This window comes from Oceanobacillus neutriphilus (genome assembly GCF_014645515.1).
In the GTDB taxonomy this organism is placed as follows: Bacteria; Bacillota; Bacilli; order Bacillales; family Amphibacillaceae; genus Oceanobacillus; species Oceanobacillus neutriphilus.
The window spans coordinates 459,068-477,600 of sequence record NZ_BMLW01000001.1 but is presented as its reverse complement, the minus strand read 5'-3'; the positions used below and the strand labels follow the sequence as shown (position 1 = coordinate 477,600).

The window sequence follows — 18,533 nt, the reverse complement described above, 5'->3', positions numbered from 1 at the left end:
TTTTTATATGCAAAATAGATTCTATGTAAAACAGCTTTAAATTTAGGCCATTTAAAGAATTTAAAGCTACTGAGTTTTTGGAGAAAATTATCTTTTCTGATTTTTAAAATTTCTGATGAAATACCTGTCTCAAAATATGTGCAAGAAAATGAAATGGGAGGATTCATACCGTTTATGTGAAAAAAGCTACTGTTTATGAATTTGAAATTATCAAAAACTAAAAGATGATAAAATATATTTATCCTAGGTGGGATATTAGAGTAATAAAAATATGCTCAAGTATTCTTAATAAAATGTTCGCGCTTTCTTTTTTGCGAAATAAATATTCAACATATGGTTTGGGGGAATTGTTGTGACCAGATTTAATAGTAAAAAAAATAAGCTTTCCTTTCTTTTTTTATTTGGATTAGGAGCCTTCTTGCTTCCGACTGCTTCTATATTTGCTGCAGCAAATGGCGGGGAAATGTCTCACGGGATTAATATACAATCTATCGTTTTCGTTATTACTGTGATTGTTGTAATCGCGGCAGTTGTCCTAATCGGATTTTCTATTTATCGAATGATCCGCTTAAAAAGAACACGTAAAGTTTTGTATACGCTGTTAAGCTTAGTACTTGTTTTATTAGTCGTATTCAATATAGCTGTAAACAACTTTTCTTTGTTAATCAATACAGCTCTTTCGTCTTCTCAAATGGATGATGCAAAGGTGGAACAGACTAAAGATGAAGCAAGGGCATTAACGGAAGAACTTGAAAGTGAAGGAATTGTATTATTAGAGAACAAAAATAATTCGTTGCCAGTAGAAAAAGGTAATATCAATGTTTTTGGTTATACTTCTCGCTCTGTTGTTTACGGAGGCTCAGGTGCGGGTGGCGGAGCTGAAGAAAATAATATAGATCTGCAGCAAGGATTAAGCAATACCGGATTTAATGTAAATGAAGAATTAACGGAATTTTATGATGATCGTTTTGTTCCCAGAGAAGAAATAGATATTCACGCACTTAATGGAGGGGATTTTAATATTCACGAGCCTGCCGTTTCAGAATACAGTGATGCATTGATGGAATCCGCAAAGTCATTCAGTGATACTGCACTCGTTGTCTTTTCCAGAAACAGTGGTGAAGGAGCAGATATCACCAAAGATATGAAAGATTTAATTGGTGGAACAAAAGGAAAACATTACTTAGAACTTGCGGATAATGAAGAAGCTATGCTGGAGATGGTAAAGGAAAACTTTGATAATGTAGTCGTACTTATTAATTCTTCTTATCCGATGGAATTAGGTTTCCTGGATGATGAGGCTATTGATGCGGCGTTATGGGTTGGTGGTCCTGGATTTTCTGGTTTTAATGCTGTTGGTGATGTGCTATCAGGAGAGGTGAATCCTTCAGGACGTCTAGTAGATACCTATGCTTATGATTTAACAAGTGCCCCTTCTTACTATAATATCGGAGAGTTTCCATATGAAAACTCAGATTTTGAATATGGTGATGATACATGGCACTATAAATACATTGACTATGCTGAGGGGATCTATGTAGGATATCGTTACTATGAAACAAGGTATGTTGATAATCAAACTGGAGAAATGGACGAGGAAGCTTATAATGAGACCGTACAATATCCATTCGGTTACGGCTTATCTTATACTGATTTCCAACAAGAAATTATTGATTACAGCTTTAACGATGACCAAATAACGTTGGACGTTGAAGTAACCAATGATGGAGAAGTAAGCGGGAAAGATGTTGTCCAGGCTTATTATACTGCCCCTTATACAGTGGGGGGGATTGAAAAATCACATGTTGTCCTAGCTGGGTTCGATAAAACAAATGAACTGGCGCCTGGAGATAGCGAAATAGTCACAATCGAATTTTCAGTTGAGGATATGGCAAGCTATGATTATGAAGAACAAAAATCTTATGTCTTGGAAGAGGGAGATTATCAAATTAAACTCATGAACAATTCACATGATGTGATTGATTCTGAGACTTATGAAGTGCCATCTACAATTGTTTACAATGAGGATAATCAAAGAGATAGTGATCAAGTAGTAGCTACCAATCGTTTTGATGATGCACTTGGTGATGTGACTTATCTGTCTCGGGCAGATTGGGAAGGGACGATGCCAACTGAAATTGCACAACCTAAGGAAGCGTCACAAGAATTATTGGATGCCCTGGCAGATTTCACAGTAGAAGTTGAGGATAATGAAGAACCGATAGTCAAGGAGGATCATGGATTGTCATTATACGACATGAAGGGTCTGGATTATGAAGATCCAAAATGGGATCAATTATTAGAACAATTGTCTGTGAAAGACATGGAGAACTTGATTACTCATGGAGGATTTCAAACGCCGGCTATCAATTCTGTGAAAAAACCTGCTACAATTGATAGTGATGGACCAGCTGGAATCAATCACTTAGTTAGTCAAGCACATGGAAATCAGTACACAAGTGAAGTGGTGGTTGCCTCTACATGGAACACTGAATTAGTTGAAAAAATGGGTAAATCACTTGCAGAAGAAGCGAAAGCATCTGGCATTACCGGTTTGTACTTACCTGGTGTTAATATCCATCGGTCTCCATTTGGCGGCCGGAACTTCGAATATTACTCAGAAGATAGCTTTTTGTCTGGTAAAATTGGTGCCAGCCTTTCCAAAGGAGCAATGGATAATGGTTCTTACGTTTTCATGAAGCACTTCGCAATGTACGATATGGAAACGAAAAGATATGAGTTTCCTACAGGAGCAGCGACTTGGGCTAATGAACAATCAATGCGGGAAATATTCTTAAAACCATTTGAAATGGCTGTTAAAGAAGTAGGAATTACGGGTATTATGTCTTCTTACAACCGTATTGGACCAACATGGGTTGGGGAATCAAAAGAGTTATTAACAGATGTTCTGCGTGATGAATGGGGATTTAGAGGGACAGTTATCACTGATTACTTTAAACCTCAATACATGAATGTAGATCAAGGCTTAGCAGCGGGTAATGACCTAGTACTATATTTGTTGCCTACCGAATTGAAATCCGAAACAACGGATACAGATTGGGGACAACAAAACATGCGTAAAGCAAGCCATAATATTCTGTATACGGTTGCCAATAGCCATGCGTTTGATGTTGCTCAAACCAAGGTTCCCAATTGGATTTATCTTCTGATAGGTATTGATGCAGTTCTCTTGTTGTTATTAACTTTAGGTTACATGAAGGTAACGAATAGCAAGAAAATCATGCGGAAAAAGGAAATGATAAAATCTGAAAAAGTAAGCAGTAACTAAGTAAATGTTACAAAGTATGTTAAGAAAAGTATCTGCAGCGAGAAATTGTTGGTTCAAATGCCATTCAAACCACTGAATAAGGCAAAAAGGCGTTTTTATTGGAGTTAAAATGAAAAGTATTATTGAAATGAACGTGAAAGAGACTTAATAGAATAGTAGATTTTTAGAGAAACAGTCCATACGAGATATGGGCTTTTTTCTATCAAATAAATTAACAATTAAATTATAAAAAATTATCCCTGCTATTGCAGAGGCAGGAATTTTGAAAGGGTTATTGGTTGTTCTGGGTAACCTCGGTTGGGTTGCCGCTGATTCCAATACGTTCATGGTTCTAAATGTTATCTCGGATGCTGTGTTTTACTTTTTACCGATTTTATTGGCATTTAGTGCAGCCAATAAATTCCGCTGTAGTCCCATTATTGCAGCAGTAATTGGTGGTATCCTATTACACCCGACATTTACAGGCTTAGTTGCAGAAGGAAATACTGGAATCGATTTCTTTTCTATTCCATTTACATTAATGAACTATTCCTCTTCTGTACTACCGATTATTATTGGCGTTTGGTTGTTGTCTTATATTGAGCGATTTATTAAATCGTGGATGCCAAAAGTATTGGATATTGTTTTTACACCTGTTTTATCCTTAATTATTACCGTACCGTTAATTCTAATTGTTATTGGTCCAATCAGTATATGGATTGGTGATTTATTCTCAGTAGGTTTCAACGCTTTATACAGCAACTTAACCTTTATTGCAGGAATGATTTTAGGGGCATTATATCCATTGCTCGTGTTGACAGGCACACATTACGGTCTGCTGCCTATGTTGATAAAAGAAACATGTTTAAAGAGCCTTTCCGCGCTTATGCAGGATAGGCTCTTATTTTGAATTCTTCTATCAGCAAATAATAGAAAAATGACAGTATTTATAACTTAAAGATTCTGTTGATTCATCGTTCCTACAAGTGAAATGATAGTAAAAATGACAGTAATAATAAATAGCTTTAACCAAAATTTAGAAATTGGTTTCTTCTTTATTGCACGGTAGATAAGGCTCCAAATCCATGTGAATAATAAAGAAAGTAAAAATGCTCCGATCAGTCTGCCGAAAAGGTAAGCTATCATGTTGGTCATGGTGGCGTTCTCCTTTGTTTGTTGTTTGGTATTGATGGGATGTTGATGAGTTTTATAGAAATATATTATCAGATTTATCAGGAAGTATCTATATTACATATTTAAATGCGGTGGATGAATGTAATCTGATTTAAGGTAAGAAGATGGATAAGAGGAATTTCATAAGTTAAAAGTGGTTCTCTGAAAGTATACAAAAAACTTAGGCTCTCGGATAAAGAGATATACGATAAGCCTAAGTTTCCAGGGTGTTATTTATATGTTTTAGAATCATTCATTTCCGGCAATATAATTGTCTGGTCTGGAAATATCAAATCTGGATTTTGAATCTGATCCCGATTCGCTTGATAAATAGCTTGAACTTCTTTCATTATTTGTGCATCAGTTTGTTCTCCGCGGTAATTTTCCTTTGCAATATTCCAGAGATTATCTTCAGGTGTTACTACATAGGAAGATTCTTTTGGCTTCCCGCGATTTTCCACTAACTCGGTGGTAACCTCTAACCCACGTCCGGTGTCAATACCGCTGTCGCCAAAGGTATAGACCGTTGTATATTCGGAAGGAATAGTACCATCAGCTATTGCTTCGGCAAAATCGCTGGTATTACCATTATAGACCTGCTCGAAAGTGCCCTCGTTATCATTTGTTGTGATGTCGGAGTTTAAAAGGTACGTAGCCAAGTGTTTTTGACTCCGGCTGGATAAATGATATTCATCGTAAGTATAGAAATCATCCGGTTCCCAGCCAGATGCTTCAGGATTATAATATTCGCTGTCTGTTGAGTAAGGAGCATAGCCGCCATAGATGTCTTCTGCTTCACTGGCAGGGAAGATGTCACTGTTATCTTCAGAAGCTAAGGCGTAACCATAAGCCGGAACCCAATCGGAAACAAGATAAAAGCCCATACTCTTATATCCGAATTTTTCAAAGCCCTGCTCATCAATATTCTTACGCAGCTGCTGGTTATGTCCGTAGATAACCTCTACATCGTCAGGCGTGTTATCAAGAGCGAGATACTCTTCTATTTTTTTGACGACCTGCTGGTTTCTGATATCACCAAAGTCTGTTAAATCCGTACGCTGATCTACAAAACGATTTGGCAGCAGAATATACTTGGCACCGCCTTCTACAAGGTTTTGAACCATTTCAAGAGAATAATCACTGGCAAGCTCTGCTGCACGTTCCACTCCCAAATCTTCCACGGCATATGTATCATTTCCACCGATACTGATAATATAAAGAGCTTCGGGATCAGCTTCTCCGTTCGTATCTGCAAGGAATCTTATAGTCTGTTCTACTCCGCCCCAGCCTTTAATCCAGGAGGACCAGTTGGAATGTTCTTCTTTTGTATTTCCCATGTCACCAGAAAAAGCACCGCCGACTGCATAGTTGGTTAAATTATCATAACCGCCAGCTAATTCTTTTGCGAGATATTCAGCAAAGATACGGCCGTTGGAATAGCGTCCCTCCCAGTAATGTTCCTTATCTGCTTTTATATACATTCCGTCAGCAGGATCAAATCCTTCTGCTGATTGCGCCTTCATCGTTCTCGGGTAAATAATCATACCGAACAGAAGTGTCAACAGAAAGGTCAATAGAATCTTTTTCTTCATTATCTTTCCTCCTTGTATTTTCTAGGATGTTTGATTTTTGAAGCGTATGAAACCATCTTTATTTGATATATTCCGGCACGCTAAAGACCTATATATTAATGTATCATACATCATGATAAATCCATAAATGAGCATATTTTAGAGTAACTGATCTATTACAAGCTAATTTAAGATAAACAGATATAAACTTTATACAGTAATAATTTTATAGATTTTATGCGAAATATCGGCGATTTTAAGTGAAAAAAGCGGAATAGTTATTTTCATAGTAATAAAAAACCCTTTCTGTTAACTGATGTAACAGAAAGGGACTGCACCCTTATATTTAACCGCAAGGAAACGATAAAAGCGCCTTATATCCAAGCAGATAAAATATATTTTTCAATTGCTTTTCCAACCCCATCATGTTGATTGGTATCGGTGATATCATCAGCAGCTTGCTTTACAGCTGGTTGAGCATTTCCCATCGCCACTCCAATTCCGGCCGATTGAATCATTTTCACATCATTGAGACTGTCTCCCACTGCCATGACATTCTTCATCGTTATACCTAATTTTTCACAGACCAATTCAAGAGCGGCTGCTTTATTCACACCTGCTGGATTGACCTCAACGGTGACGGCTGTCCGATTGCTGACTTCTATGCCATCTATCGAATGAACTTTTGCTTCTATCTTATTTAAAATTTTTTCATCCTTATGGGAGCAGCTGAATTTCAGCCATCTGTAGTCATTATAGTTATCCGGTATGTCATTGTAAAAAGGTTCTTTTGAAGAAATGGTCCACGTATCCATTTTTAAGTCCCGGGCATAGCGATATAAATCAGCCAGTGCTTCTGCCTCCAGCAGATTTTCGGCAATAACTGTTGTATAATCGCTTTCGAAGATTTGTCCGCCATTACATGTAATTAAATGAGAATTCAGCTGCAGATTTTGAACGTAAGTATAGCAGTGATGAAAGGGGCGTCCGGTACATAAGACAATAATGACACCTGCCTGATGCGCTTTCATAATTTGTTTTTTTGTCCAGCTGGTAATCTCTTTTTTGTCATCTAATAACGTGCCATCCATATCCAGTGCAATCAATCTTATATCTGTCATAACGTCATCCTCCATATGTATTTACTATAGAATTTCCCTTTGTGTTTTAGTCCTGCTCCGTCTGATAATATGTTCACTATATCATTGCATAATAAATAAATCATTATCTGAAGGATCCTTTTTTATGACCTGGGTCATTTTCTATTACCTAAATAAGATAATAGGAAATGGAGGAGCTTCAACTATTTTTTCATATTGATAGAATAGAAGCAGATAATAATTCCAAGCATTCATGCCATCTTTTATTAGTTTTTAGCGGAAAATGAATTGGAATCATTGATACAAGGAGGTTTTAGAGGATGAGTAAAAGAAAAATCGGTGACTCCATACAGCAATTCGGCAGAACGCTGCTTCTTCCAATTGGGGTATTGGCTCCTATCGGGATGCTTTTGGGGATCAGCGGCGCACTTACACAAGACTACATGGTGGACAAAGTTCCTTTCCTTGGAAATGATACCGTTAACACCATTTTAGTAAGTATAAAGACCATCAGTAATGTTGTATTTGATAATATCCCGCTGCTATTCGCAATGGGTGTCGCCTACGGGATGGGGAAAAAGGATAAAGGGATTTCGGTCTTTGCCTCCGTGGCAGGGTATCTGACCCTGATTGTTGCCATGAATGTATGGCTGACGGTCACGGGGACAATGGCAGATCCGGATGTAATGACCCAGCAGGGGCAAATCGAAATACTTGGTATTCAAACGGTAAATATCAGTGCTGCCGGCGGGATTCTAACCGGTCTGATTGCAGCCTGGGCGACGGAACGATTTTATAACCTGGAGCTTCCGGCGGCGCTGGCGTTCTTTTCCGGGAAAAAATCAGTTCCAATCATCACAATCGGATTAATGGCTGCAGTTGGGATGTTACTGCCTTTCATCTGGACATATTTTGTAGGGCTGTTAACGAACCTGTCAGCTGTATTTTTAAGCGTTGCAGGCCCTTTTTTCACAGCTGCAGGAGAACGATTATTCATTCCGTTTGGACTTCATCATGTCTGGAATGCATTGTTCCGATTCACAGAAGCCGGCGGGTCGTATGTTATCGAAGGTAAGACATATGTCGGTGTTGTTCCTGCTATTACAGAAATTCTGTTTAATCAGGGACCGAACAGTGAGTATTGGTCTATGATGCCGAAGCTGTCCCGTTTCATGGCGCAGCAGCAGATGCTGGTTGTCCTGTTTTTATTCCCGGCAATTGCTTTTGCGATGTACAAGGCAGCTTATAAAGAAAATAAAACATACGTCAAATCTATGCTGGTTACCATGGTATTGACAGCTTTTCTTGGGAATGTAACAGAGCCGCTTGAATTTACTTTTGTTTTTCTAGCTCCGTTATTATATGTTGTATACGCCTGTATTGTTGGAATCGGCGCTGTGCTGCTGTCGCTGGCGGAGGTTTCGATTGGTTATATCAGGGGTACGATTTTTGACTTCACGATTTTTGGACTGCTTTATGAAAATTCACGATGGATTTTCCTTGTTTTGATCGGATTGGGATTAGCTGTCGTCACTTATTTTATTTTTTATTGGGCTATTATCCGGTTTGATATAAAAACACCGGGCAGGGAAAAGCTTCAAAATGTGGACAATACACTGCTGAAGGAAAAACGCTATGACGAGATAGCAGATAAAGTAGTGGAGGCATTGGGTGGAAAAGAAAACATTTTGAATGTAGACAATTGCATTACCAGGCTCCGAATTGATTTAAAAGAGGTCAGAGATATCAACAAAGATTTATTAAACAGTACCGGGTGTTCCGGGTTCTTTTTCCCGACGGCCAAGCATATTCATATCGTTTATGGGACACAGGTAGAATTTGTAAAAAATGCAGTAGATGAGAAAGTATAGAGATTTTTAAAGGAGTGACATCATGAAAGCGTTATATGATTCTAAAAGTAAAACAATTGATGATCAAGGTTTAAAAAGTCTGTTCACTGAAGAGGAAAAATATAAAACCTGGCTTTTGTTTGAATCGGCATTGGCTGAGGCGCAGGCTGAATATGATTTTATTCCTAAGAAAGCGGCGGAGGAAATCAAAGAGGCTGCCAAGCTGGAAAATTTAGATTTAGAGGAAATGGACCGTATTTATAAAAAAATTGGCCATGGTTTTGTTCCATTCCTGAAAGTTCTGGTGAAGGCCTGTCCGCCCGACAGTGGGAAATATGTCCATTACGGGATTACAACACAGAATATACAACAAAGCTCGCAGCTGTATATTCTGAAGAAAGCGCATACGATATTTATGCGTCTGATTGGTCAGATTTTAGAAAACTTAAGCACGCTGGCATCGGATAATAAAGACACTGTCATGACTGGAAGAACGCATGGAAGGCATGCTACTCCAATCACTTACGGGTATAAAGTATCTGTCTGGATAAGTGAATTTATCAACTGTTATCAACGCATGGCCGAAGCGGAAAAAAGAGTTTTTCAGATAATGATGGGCGGTGCAGTAGGTACTTTCAGCTCTATGCCCAATATCGGGATAAAAGTTCAAAACAGGGTGGCGGAGCTGGTTGGTATGTATCCAATGGCAGTCCCATCCAGAAATATAAGTACGCATAAACTGGAGTATATGTCGAATCTGGCTTTATTAGCGAACAGCTGCCATAAAATTGCCGAAGAGGTATACAGTACAACGTTAGAAGAAATTGCCGAAGTATCCGAAGGTTTCAGTAAAGGAACCGTCGGCAGCAGCACTATGCCGCACAAAATTAATCCGAAGCTTGCCAAAGGGATTATCGCGAATTCCCAGAAGCTTTACTCCCTTCCTGGTACAGGCATGTATTCAGCAGTACGTCCATATGAGGGAGACAGCAGTTCCTACATGCTGTTTGACGGGCTGTTGGAAGAGTCAATGGAACTGATAACGGAAATTTTGATACGCTGTGAAGAATTAACACGTACACTGACCGTCCATAAAGATAGAATGCTTCACAATGCTAAACGTAACAAAGGTCTTGATAACAGTGAATATGTAATGATGAAGCTGGCAGAAAAATTAGGGAAGGATCAGGCACACTCCCTGATGTATGAGGTTGCTATGAAGACAGCAGCGGAAGGACAGGAATTTTATGATAATTTAAGAGAAAACGAACAAATTCGTGCAAGCTTTAATGATGAAGAAATAAGGCATATGATTGAACCTGGTAACTATATCGGCCTAGCTGCAGAGTTAGCAGAAAAAGAATCTGCTAGGGCAAAAGAAGTTGCAGAGGAAATCAGTAAAAACTACAGCAGTTAATTAACGGCAAAATAGCACGCTTCTTTTATGAGAAGGGTGTTATTTTGCTGTTTTTATTGTCCTGAACAGACTCAAAATAAGTGCAGTTTAAATGTTTGCCAATTTATCAATCAACAAATCTATAGTGAGAAAAAAACCAGTTCTTGAAATGGTATCATTTTTACTGGTGTTAGCTTTATCGGTATAACAAAACAGGTTATTCGTCGTATAACTGGTCAATTCGTTTGTTCGGAATGAAGTGATACTGACCATCTCTGCTTTCTTCAAATGAATCTTTTTAGCAGTATCAATAATTTTTTTCGTATCTCCAGATATCGATATAAAGATGACAATATCATCTTCCGCAACAAAATCTGTAAACACTTCAGATAAATTATAATCCTTTATAAAGATACATTGAATTCCGATTGTCAATAGGAGATGTTCCAAATAATGACCAGCAGCTTTACTTGTTCCTCTGGCCATAATAAATACATTTTTTGCAGCTTTGATTTTAGCTGCTGTTTCAAGCAGCTGTTCTTCAGTAACGAGGGAGAATGTCTTATCAATGGATTGTTTTAAAACCTCCCGATACATCACTGTTTGGTTTTCTTGTTTAGACATTTTTTCAAGAATTGTCCGGCTGATATGATATTTCATTTCTCTAAAACCGGAAAAACCCAATTTTTGCGCCAAATTAATGATGACTGTTTTAGAAACAAAGGTTTCCTCTGCTAAATCACTAATTTTGATATGCGGAATTTGGTCCTGATTTTCCACGATATAGCTCAATACTTTTTTTTCACTTGTGGTCATCTCTTCATAATTCTTCATTACATCAAACATATTCTTCCCATCCAATTCAAGGTTCTAAAAAGCAAAACATGTTGTTAATATTATCGTACACTATATGAAGCAATTTTAACAGAGCTCTGTTTTTGTAGGGAGGGTTAAAATACTTTGCCAGGAAGCTTTATACAAAACTACTCCTTATCGCCAAAATAGGCTGTAAAGTCACTGGGAAGAAATTCTGTGTACTTTTTAAATACATCGATAAAATAACGATAATTACTAAAGCCTACGTCAATCGCGATCATGGTGATTTTATCTTCTCCCGTTTTAATGCGTTCAATTGCTTTTTGAATCCGGTAACGGTTTAAAAAATCATTGAAAGTATAACTGGTGGCTTCTTTAAATTTCTTATTCAAATAGGTTGTACCCATACCAAGCTCATCTACCAAATCATGAATACTGATTTTTTCATGATAATGGTCCTGAATATAGGCAATCATCTGGTGAACATGCTTTGATTTATCGTTCCATTTGTGCCAGATATCTACATTTAATACATTTACCTTATCAGGTGTTTGGATACTTTGCTTCATAATGTGATATTGCTTCTTGGCATCTACAGATGTTATAGCACGCTTAACTGCCTCTTTTAATTCGCATGGATCAACGGGTTTAAGCAAGTATTCATTTACGCTAAATTGCATCGCCTGCTTTGCATAATTAAAATCATCATAGCCTGATAAAATAATAGTACTGAATAAATCCCGGCTTTTACATTCCGCCAGCATATCAATCCCGTTTTTGAGAGGCATATTAACATCAAGCAGTACGATATCCGGGTTTAGTTCTGAAATCTGCTGTAAGCCTTCCACGCCATTTGCGGCTTCTCCAACCACTACGCATTGGAGCTCAGTCCAGTCAAGAAGGTACCTCAACCCTTCACGGATAATGTCCTCATCTTCTATAACTAATACTTTATACATGATGCTCTTCTCCTTTCAGGTAGGGGACGGTTATGCTTACTATTGTCCCTTGATTAAAAGTACTATCTATCTCCAGACCATATTTCTCACCAAACTGCAAACGTAAACGGCGATGGGTATTGTACAGACCAATGCCGACTTGATTATTTTCAGAAGCTTGTATCTTTTTCTGGATATCAGCGAGTTGTTGGGCTTCCATTCCACCTCCATCGTCTTCAACTGAGAAGACGATATCGCTTCCAACAACCTTTGCTTTAATCCAAATATTCAGGGTGGTCTGATGCCGGTAGCCATATTTTATAGCATTTTCAATAATTGGCTGCAATAGCAGCTTTGGAATATAAGCTTCTTTGATTTCTTCTGGAATCTCCAGAGAGTAATGCAACCGCTCATTAAACCGCATTTTATGCAATTTAAGATAGTCAATCGTATAGTTCAAATCTTTTTCTAAAATTACCTGATCAATATTCTGGTTGATGCTATATCGCAGTAAAGAAGATAATAATAAAATAATATCCTGTGCTTTATCTACATTACTTACCATGGTATATCGTACAGTTTCCAGCACATTAAACAGAAAATGAGGATTGAATTGACTTTGCAGTATTTTCATTTCATTTACTTTTCTTATCTCCGACAACTCTCTGTTCCTGTTCAGCAAATCATTTAGACTATCCAGCATGGTGTTATATTGATTTGCCAGTGTTTCAAATTCATCTCCTGTATGAATCTCCACATAGGAGGTTAAATCACCTTTCTTCAATTGGTCGACTGCTATTAATAACTTATCAATTGACTCGGCATTTCGTCTGGACATCTTTTCTGCTAATATCCGAAGCAGAATAAATAGGAACGCGCAGGTAATCCCTATAAATATAAAATATAAAATCAGCACTACTTTATCTGTTTCTGTATTGTTTAATGTATAAATACGGAAGGTATTATCAGCTGTTTCAGTTTGATTCATATAATAGGTATCATTTTCTATTTGAACTTTTGAATGAGATAGTTTTTCAGGCTGAAATTTATTCATTAAGCCTTGAACGATTTCGTTAGAAGTCACAACGATATGATTATAGGTATCTGTAATCACCGCTATATCTGTTTTTTCTCCAAAAATTAAACGCTGAAAATCCTCTTCATATAACATATAAATTACATATCCAATAATCTGATTGTCCTGTTTTACAGCCGTCCCTAAAGTAATGGTAGAGGCTTGGCCATGGGAGAAGTTTGTTTTTTCGACAAGGCTTAATAAATCATCTGGATACTTTTCCAAAAGGGGGATTATATGGTTCAGAATACCTTCGTTCACTTCATTATTGGATTTATTGGTAGATGCCACAAATACATCGTTTACGTCAACCAGGAAAAAACTGCTTTTGACATCCTGTTTATTGTTGAAATTATAAAAATCCTCATAAACTAAATTAATATCATCATGATAGTTTAGGCTTTTTGTCACCAAAGCCGACCCTGCCATTTTTTTTATTTCTCCCTGATAAACTTCATACACATCTGTCATTCTTTCCTTAATTTGTTCACCTGACTGCTTGGCATCATAAACTGCTTTTAAATGAAATATAACAATCGTAAATAACGTAAATAATATAATTAAAATCAAAATAGGGACGACTGTATATTTAAGAAAAAGACTTTTCGTAGCTTCCTTGAAACTTTTCTTTTTCAATATAGAGTCACCCCCTTGTCTGATTATTGCATATAAAGTTTGCTAGTTATTCAGCTATAAAGAAACTTCTTTCCGTCCGGTTAATTTAAAGAAAATTAACAGAGAAATAACCGTTATTGCAATAAGTATCGTTGATAACGCAGCAGCTACACCGTAGTTTCCGCGAATGACTTCGGTGTAGATACCGATTGTCATTGTCTTTGTATTGACTGTATATAATAGGATAGACGTACTTAATTCACTAATAATCGTTACCCAGCTGAGAATAGCACCCGAGATAACACCAGGCAGCATCATTGGTAATGTTATTTTGAAAAATGTTTTTAAATTGGATGCTCCGAGACTGGCGGCTGCTTCCTCAATACTTGGACTAATCTGATGAATAATCGCAGCGCTGGAACGAATCGTATACGGCAGTCTGCGGATTACAAAGGCAATAATAATAATGGTTGCTGTTCCGCTTAGAAGAAAAGGTTTGTTATTAAATCCGAGCAATAAAGCAACACCAAGTACAGACCCGGGCACAATATATGGTACCATCGATATAATGTCCAGTCCATTCGTGATTGCATTGCGTCTCCTTACAGTTACATAGGCAATCAAAATTGCTATCAGGATAACGAAGAAAAGTGCGATAAGTCCTAAAGTAAAGGTATGCACAATTGTATCACCTGAGCGGGTAAATGCTGCTTTAAAACTATCTAAAGAATAGCCTTTGACAAAAATACGTCCGGATGTTTTTAAGAATGCTGTATACACAACATAGAGCTGCGGCAGGATAGCAAGTGCCAAATAACCGTATACAAACAAATGAGCTACAACATTCTTTATACCAGATTCCTTCTTTTCTTTAATCGGGTGAAGCGCACTCATAGAAAATGATTTTTTGTTTGTAATATATTTTTGCAGCAGGAAAATAGTTAATGCAATGACCACGACAATGACACTAATGGCAGCAGCGAAACCGGCATTTCCTCCCATTTCACTCGTGAATTCATTAAAAATGAGTACAGGCAATGTTTCAAATCCCTCTCCAATTAACATCGGAGTACCGAAATCTGCCAGGGCACGCATAAATACTAACAGCGATCCAGCAAGTATAGTCGGTACCATAAGCGGCATGATAACCTTCCATACTTTTTTGAAACCGGTATATCCCATACTTTCTGCAGCTTCTATCAATGAATTGTCGATACTTTTGAACGCACCCATCATAAACATATATATTAAAGGTATTAATTGAAGGGTGAGTACAATTAAAATCCCGGAAAAACCATAAATATCCGGCATGGTAATATGAAATACATCACTTAGAAAGTTTGTTACTACTCCATTACGTCCCATTAATAATATCCAGGCATATGCTCCGATAAACGGGGGAGCCATGGAAGAAATAAGAATTAATATTTGTAAATATAATTTTCCTTTGATTTTAAAAGTGGTCATAATATAAGCGAGCGGTGTAGCGATGACCAGAGAAGCCAAAGTCACGGCAACTGTTACCTTCAGGCTGTTAAAAAGGGTACTGTAATAATATTTCTTTCCAAAAAACTCACCAAAGTGCTCGAAGGAGAGTGCTCCATCCTTGAATATACTTTCTTTTAAAAGTGTGAATAAAGGCAGTACAAGGACAAGCGCATATAATAGAAGAATTCCTAACGTAATTGCACTCCAGATGTCTTTTCTTCCTGCCATTTTATTTTGCATAGGAATCACCTTCCAGGATATTCTTTTCGCTCTCATAATGAAATAGATTGATCTTCTCCCTGTTTACGAGCAGCTTTACCTCTGTTCCCGGCTCCAGAGGTTCACCAAGTGTAGATTCTTCTGTCACCTCGACATTCTCGCCGTTTGAAAGCTTAACGGTGTAGTGAACATTGATGCCTAAGAATACGCTATGCTGTATAACACCAGCCATACCTTCTTGTGTATCACTAATTGTAAACTCTTCAGGGCGGATGGAAACTTTAATTACTTCTTCTTCAGGCAGAGTAATATTATCTATATCAATTTGGTAATGTTCGTCCATGATAAGTACTTGTCTACTATCTACTTTTTTTAAGGAGCGTTCAACAATGTTCGTTCTGCCAATAAAATTGGAGACAAATATATTAGCAGGCCTTTGATAGATTTCCCGTGGTGTTCCTACTTGTTGGATAACACCTGCATTCATAACAGCAATTCGATCAGAAACGGCCATTGCCTCTTCTTGATCGTGTGTTACATAGACAGTCGTAATTCCCACCTCATGTTGAATTAATTTGATTGCTTCACGCATATCTACCCGCAGCTTAGCATCTAAATTAGAGAGTGGTTCATCCATTAGCAATACATTTGGTTCCATAACTATAGCACGAGCCAGAGCAATCCTTTGCTGTTGGCCGCCGGATAGATTCTCCGGCATGCTGTTTTTGAATTGGCTGATCTGTACGACATCTAAAATATGGTCAACTCTTCTCTCAATTTCATCCTTTGGAATTTTTCGGTTTTTAAGTCCAAATGCAACATTATTTTTTACACTTAAATTCGGAAAGATAGCGTAATTTTGAAAAACCATTCCAATATTTCGATGCTGAGGTGTAATCCGGTTCATTACTTTGTCATCAAAAGTGATTTCGCCGCCCTCAATGCTGTTAAATCCCGCTACCATCCTTAATAGTGTTGTTTTCCCACAGCCTGAAGGGCCGAGAAGGGTGAAAAACTCACCCTTCTTAATGTCAAGAGACAATCCTGAGATAACAGGCTTATCATTATATTTTTTGATTACATTGTTAAAGCTGATGGTTACACTCACGGCCATTCTCCTTTATTTTTCAATCATATTATTTTCTGTTCATTCTTGTGCGCCTGTAAATACATCTTTATATGTGTCGACAATTTCGCTTCGATGCTCTTCCACATACTCTTCGTCTTCTTCAATAATATTTATTTCTTCAAGCGGTTTCTTATAATCAGCTATCTCCACGTCTTTTCCTAACGATCTGATCGTCAATTCCTGTGCAAACGCATTTTGTGCTTTTTCAGAGGTAATAAAATCAGCAAAAGCCTTTGCATTATCTAAATGCTTCGCATCTTTAATAATTTCGACACCTGCATCTAAGAAGACAGTTCCTTCTTCAGGATAGATAACTTCAACCGGTGCGCCGTCTCGTACATAACTTAGGGCAGGATCCTCGTAGGTCAGTCCAACAGTATACTCTCCATCTGCTACTCCCTTGTGTACATTACCAGATCCACTTGCTACCTTACCGTCTAAATTTTTAACAAGCTCTTCTACGTAATTCCAGCCTTCTTCAGAGGTATAGTCGCCACCCATAGCCAATAACATATTAGTAAGCTGGGCAAAAGCAGAGCTTGAACTTGCAGGATCTGCAGCAGCAATTTTTCCTTTTAATTCCGGATTTAATAAATCTTCATAACCGTTAATTTCAATATCTCCTATTAAATCTGTATTAACGAGTATGACACTTCCATCAGCACCATAAGGGGTTAAAAAACCGCCTACATTTTGATGGCCTTCAAGCATGTTATCATTATTTTTTGAAGTATATTCTTCAAATAAATCTCCATTTCCCAGCATTTGAGCCTTGCTGCCTCCAAACATGATATCTCCGTTTGGATTGCCGGCTTCCGTTTCAATCCGCTTTAATAATTCTCCCGTCCCTGCGGAAACCAGTTCAACTTCAATACCTGTTTCCTGTTCAAACATGGGAATAATTGTATTAATAATATCTTCGCTGTTTGGTGAATAGATGACGAGTTTATTTTCATTGTCTTCTTCACTTCCACAAGCTGCCAGTACCATTAACAGAGTAAAAGCTAATAATAAATGCGTTATTTTTTTCAAGATGATAGCCTCCTAATATTTGATTGTATTCAGTATATATAGCGTTGGTAACGTTTTCAATGCTAATATCAAACGACATTGTCTAAAATCGGACACATAAGAAAAAGGCCTTCACCAATAATCTGTGAAAACCCTTATTCTAAAAATTATATTCTTTTTACCGCAATTTTAGTTGGAATTGCACTAGATTGAAGCAGTTTATCTTATTCTATAGGAAGTGTTAAAAGTTTTGCCGTCATTTTAAAGAATTAGGTTTTTAGAAATATATCTTTTTGATCAGCTGTGCCATCAATAATAAAAGGAATATTTAGTGCTTTGGAAATCTGCAATAATGTATCAACCTTTGGACTTGTTATACCGGCTTCGATTCTGCCAATTGTTGATTTAGGCAAGTCTGCTAAATCAGCGAGCTGTTGTTGAGACAGCTTCTGCTGCTGACGGTGAGTTTTTATTTGTGCTGCGATTTTTCCTTCATACTGCAGATTCTGTACATGCTGTTCACCGCGCATTTTAGCGTAGCGTTCAAAAAAATCACTCACTGTTTTTCTCCTCCTTGGATTAATAGAGATTAGGGTCATCTTCGCAATAATTTGAATAGCTTTTTTCAGCTGGGAGGATATCTCTCCGGTTGATTAAGCCATTGTATTGTTTGTTGAAATAATGAAGCAAAACTACTCTATGGTAATTGTGAATTGTTTTAATACTTCTGTCATTTTATTTTCTAACAATTCATTGGAGTGAGAGTGTATTTTATAAGGATATGTTATCAGATTTATTTGATACTATCTATTTTTTATGTTCGGCTATTAATATATAATTATTATTGAATAGAGAAATATAATTTGTATAAGCAGGGAAGGGAA

Annotated in this window: 14 protein-coding genes; 4 read left to right on the top strand and 10 right to left on the bottom strand. The window is 37.4% G+C overall.

The genetic code is table 11. From position 1 onward, the window contains the following. The first annotated feature begins 352 nt into the window (after nucleotides 1-352). Both IEX29_RS02200 and IEX29_RS02195 read left to right on the top strand, forming a co-directional pair. Nucleotides 353-3,289, top strand: coding sequence for a beta-glucosidase (locus IEX29_RS02200; RefSeq protein WP_229720052.1), 2,937 nt, complete (start codon nucleotides 353-355; stop codon nucleotides 3,287-3,289). A gap of 232 nt (nucleotides 3,290-3,521) precedes the next feature. Further along, the gene (locus IEX29_RS02195) at nucleotides 3,522-4,178 is read left to right on the top strand and encodes a PTS sugar transporter subunit IIC (protein ID WP_077601650.1); all 657 of its coding nucleotides are present in this window, start codon (nucleotides 3,522-3,524) and stop codon (nucleotides 4,176-4,178) included. Between the two features lie 44 nt (nucleotides 4,179-4,222). Here the strand turns inward: IEX29_RS02195 and IEX29_RS02190 are convergent, their stop codons facing one another. The 3 genes from IEX29_RS02190 to IEX29_RS02180 form a co-directional block, all read right to left on the bottom strand. After that, nucleotides 4,223-4,423: a hypothetical protein gene (locus IEX29_RS02190; RefSeq protein ID WP_077601651.1), complete on the bottom strand. Its 201-nt coding sequence runs from the start codon at nucleotides 4,421-4,423 to the stop codon at nucleotides 4,223-4,225. Nucleotides 4,424-4,671: 248 nt separating this feature from the next. Next, nucleotides 4,672-6,033, bottom strand: coding sequence for an SGNH/GDSL hydrolase family protein (locus tag IEX29_RS02185; RefSeq protein ID WP_077601652.1), 1,362 nt, complete (start codon nucleotides 6,031-6,033; stop codon nucleotides 4,672-4,674). 353 nt (nucleotides 6,034-6,386) lie between these two features. Beyond that, nucleotides 6,387-7,133, bottom strand: a complete 747-nt coding sequence (locus IEX29_RS02180) for a Cof-type HAD-IIB family hydrolase (RefSeq protein WP_077601653.1) — start codon at nucleotides 7,131-7,133, stop codon at nucleotides 6,387-6,389. A 299-nt stretch (nucleotides 7,134-7,432) separates the two neighbouring features. On the opposite strand from IEX29_RS02180, the gene IEX29_RS02175 reads away from it, so the two are divergent. Together IEX29_RS02175 and IEX29_RS02170 are read left to right on the top strand one after the other, a co-directional pair. Next, a complete protein-coding gene (locus IEX29_RS02175) occupies nucleotides 7,433-8,983 on the top strand; it encodes a PTS transporter subunit EIIC (RefSeq protein ID WP_077601654.1) in 1,551 nt (516 codons plus the stop codon). A gap of 22 nt (nucleotides 8,984-9,005) precedes the next feature. Continuing rightward, complete coding sequence (locus tag IEX29_RS02170; RefSeq protein ID WP_188732861.1) at nucleotides 9,006-10,379, top strand: class-II fumarase/aspartase family protein; 1,374 nt, start codon at nucleotides 9,006-9,008, stop codon at nucleotides 10,377-10,379. A gap of 87 nt (nucleotides 10,380-10,466) precedes the next feature. Here the strand turns inward: IEX29_RS02170 and IEX29_RS02165 are convergent, their stop codons facing one another. The 7 genes from IEX29_RS02165 to IEX29_RS02135 form a co-directional block, all read right to left on the bottom strand. Further along, a complete protein-coding gene (locus IEX29_RS02165) occupies nucleotides 10,467-11,204 on the bottom strand; it encodes a MurR/RpiR family transcriptional regulator (RefSeq protein ID WP_077601658.1) in 738 nt (245 codons plus the stop codon). A 137-nt stretch (nucleotides 11,205-11,341) separates the two neighbouring features. Continuing rightward, nucleotides 11,342-12,133: a response regulator transcription factor gene (locus tag IEX29_RS02160; RefSeq protein WP_077601659.1), complete on the bottom strand. Its 792-nt coding sequence runs from the start codon at nucleotides 12,131-12,133 to the stop codon at nucleotides 11,342-11,344. After that, on the bottom strand, nucleotides 12,126-13,823 hold the full coding sequence (locus IEX29_RS02155) for a sensor histidine kinase (RefSeq protein WP_188732860.1): 1,698 nt from the start codon (nucleotides 13,821-13,823) through the stop codon (nucleotides 12,126-12,128). The genes IEX29_RS02160 and IEX29_RS02155 overlap by 8 nt, the downstream gene beginning before the upstream one ends. A 54-nt stretch (nucleotides 13,824-13,877) precedes the next feature. After that, complete coding sequence (locus tag IEX29_RS02150) at nucleotides 13,878-15,530, bottom strand: ABC transporter permease (protein ID WP_229720051.1); 1,653 nt, start codon at nucleotides 15,528-15,530, stop codon at nucleotides 13,878-13,880. After that, nucleotides 15,520-16,617 (bottom strand): ABC transporter ATP-binding protein, encoded by a 1,098-nt coding sequence (locus tag IEX29_RS02145; protein ID WP_077601661.1) that lies wholly within the window; start codon nucleotides 16,615-16,617, stop codon nucleotides 15,520-15,522. The genes IEX29_RS02150 and IEX29_RS02145 overlap by 11 nt, the downstream gene beginning before the upstream one ends. A gap of 39 nt (nucleotides 16,618-16,656) precedes the next feature. Then, nucleotides 16,657-17,670 (bottom strand): extracellular solute-binding protein, encoded by a 1,014-nt coding sequence (locus tag IEX29_RS02140; RefSeq protein WP_077601662.1) that lies wholly within the window; start codon nucleotides 17,668-17,670, stop codon nucleotides 16,657-16,659. 248 nt (nucleotides 17,671-17,918) lie between these two features. Next, on the bottom strand, nucleotides 17,919-18,209 hold the full coding sequence (locus tag IEX29_RS02135) for a helix-turn-helix domain-containing protein (RefSeq protein ID WP_077601663.1): 291 nt from the start codon (nucleotides 18,207-18,209) through the stop codon (nucleotides 17,919-17,921). Nucleotides 18,210-18,533: the final 324 nt, after the last annotated feature.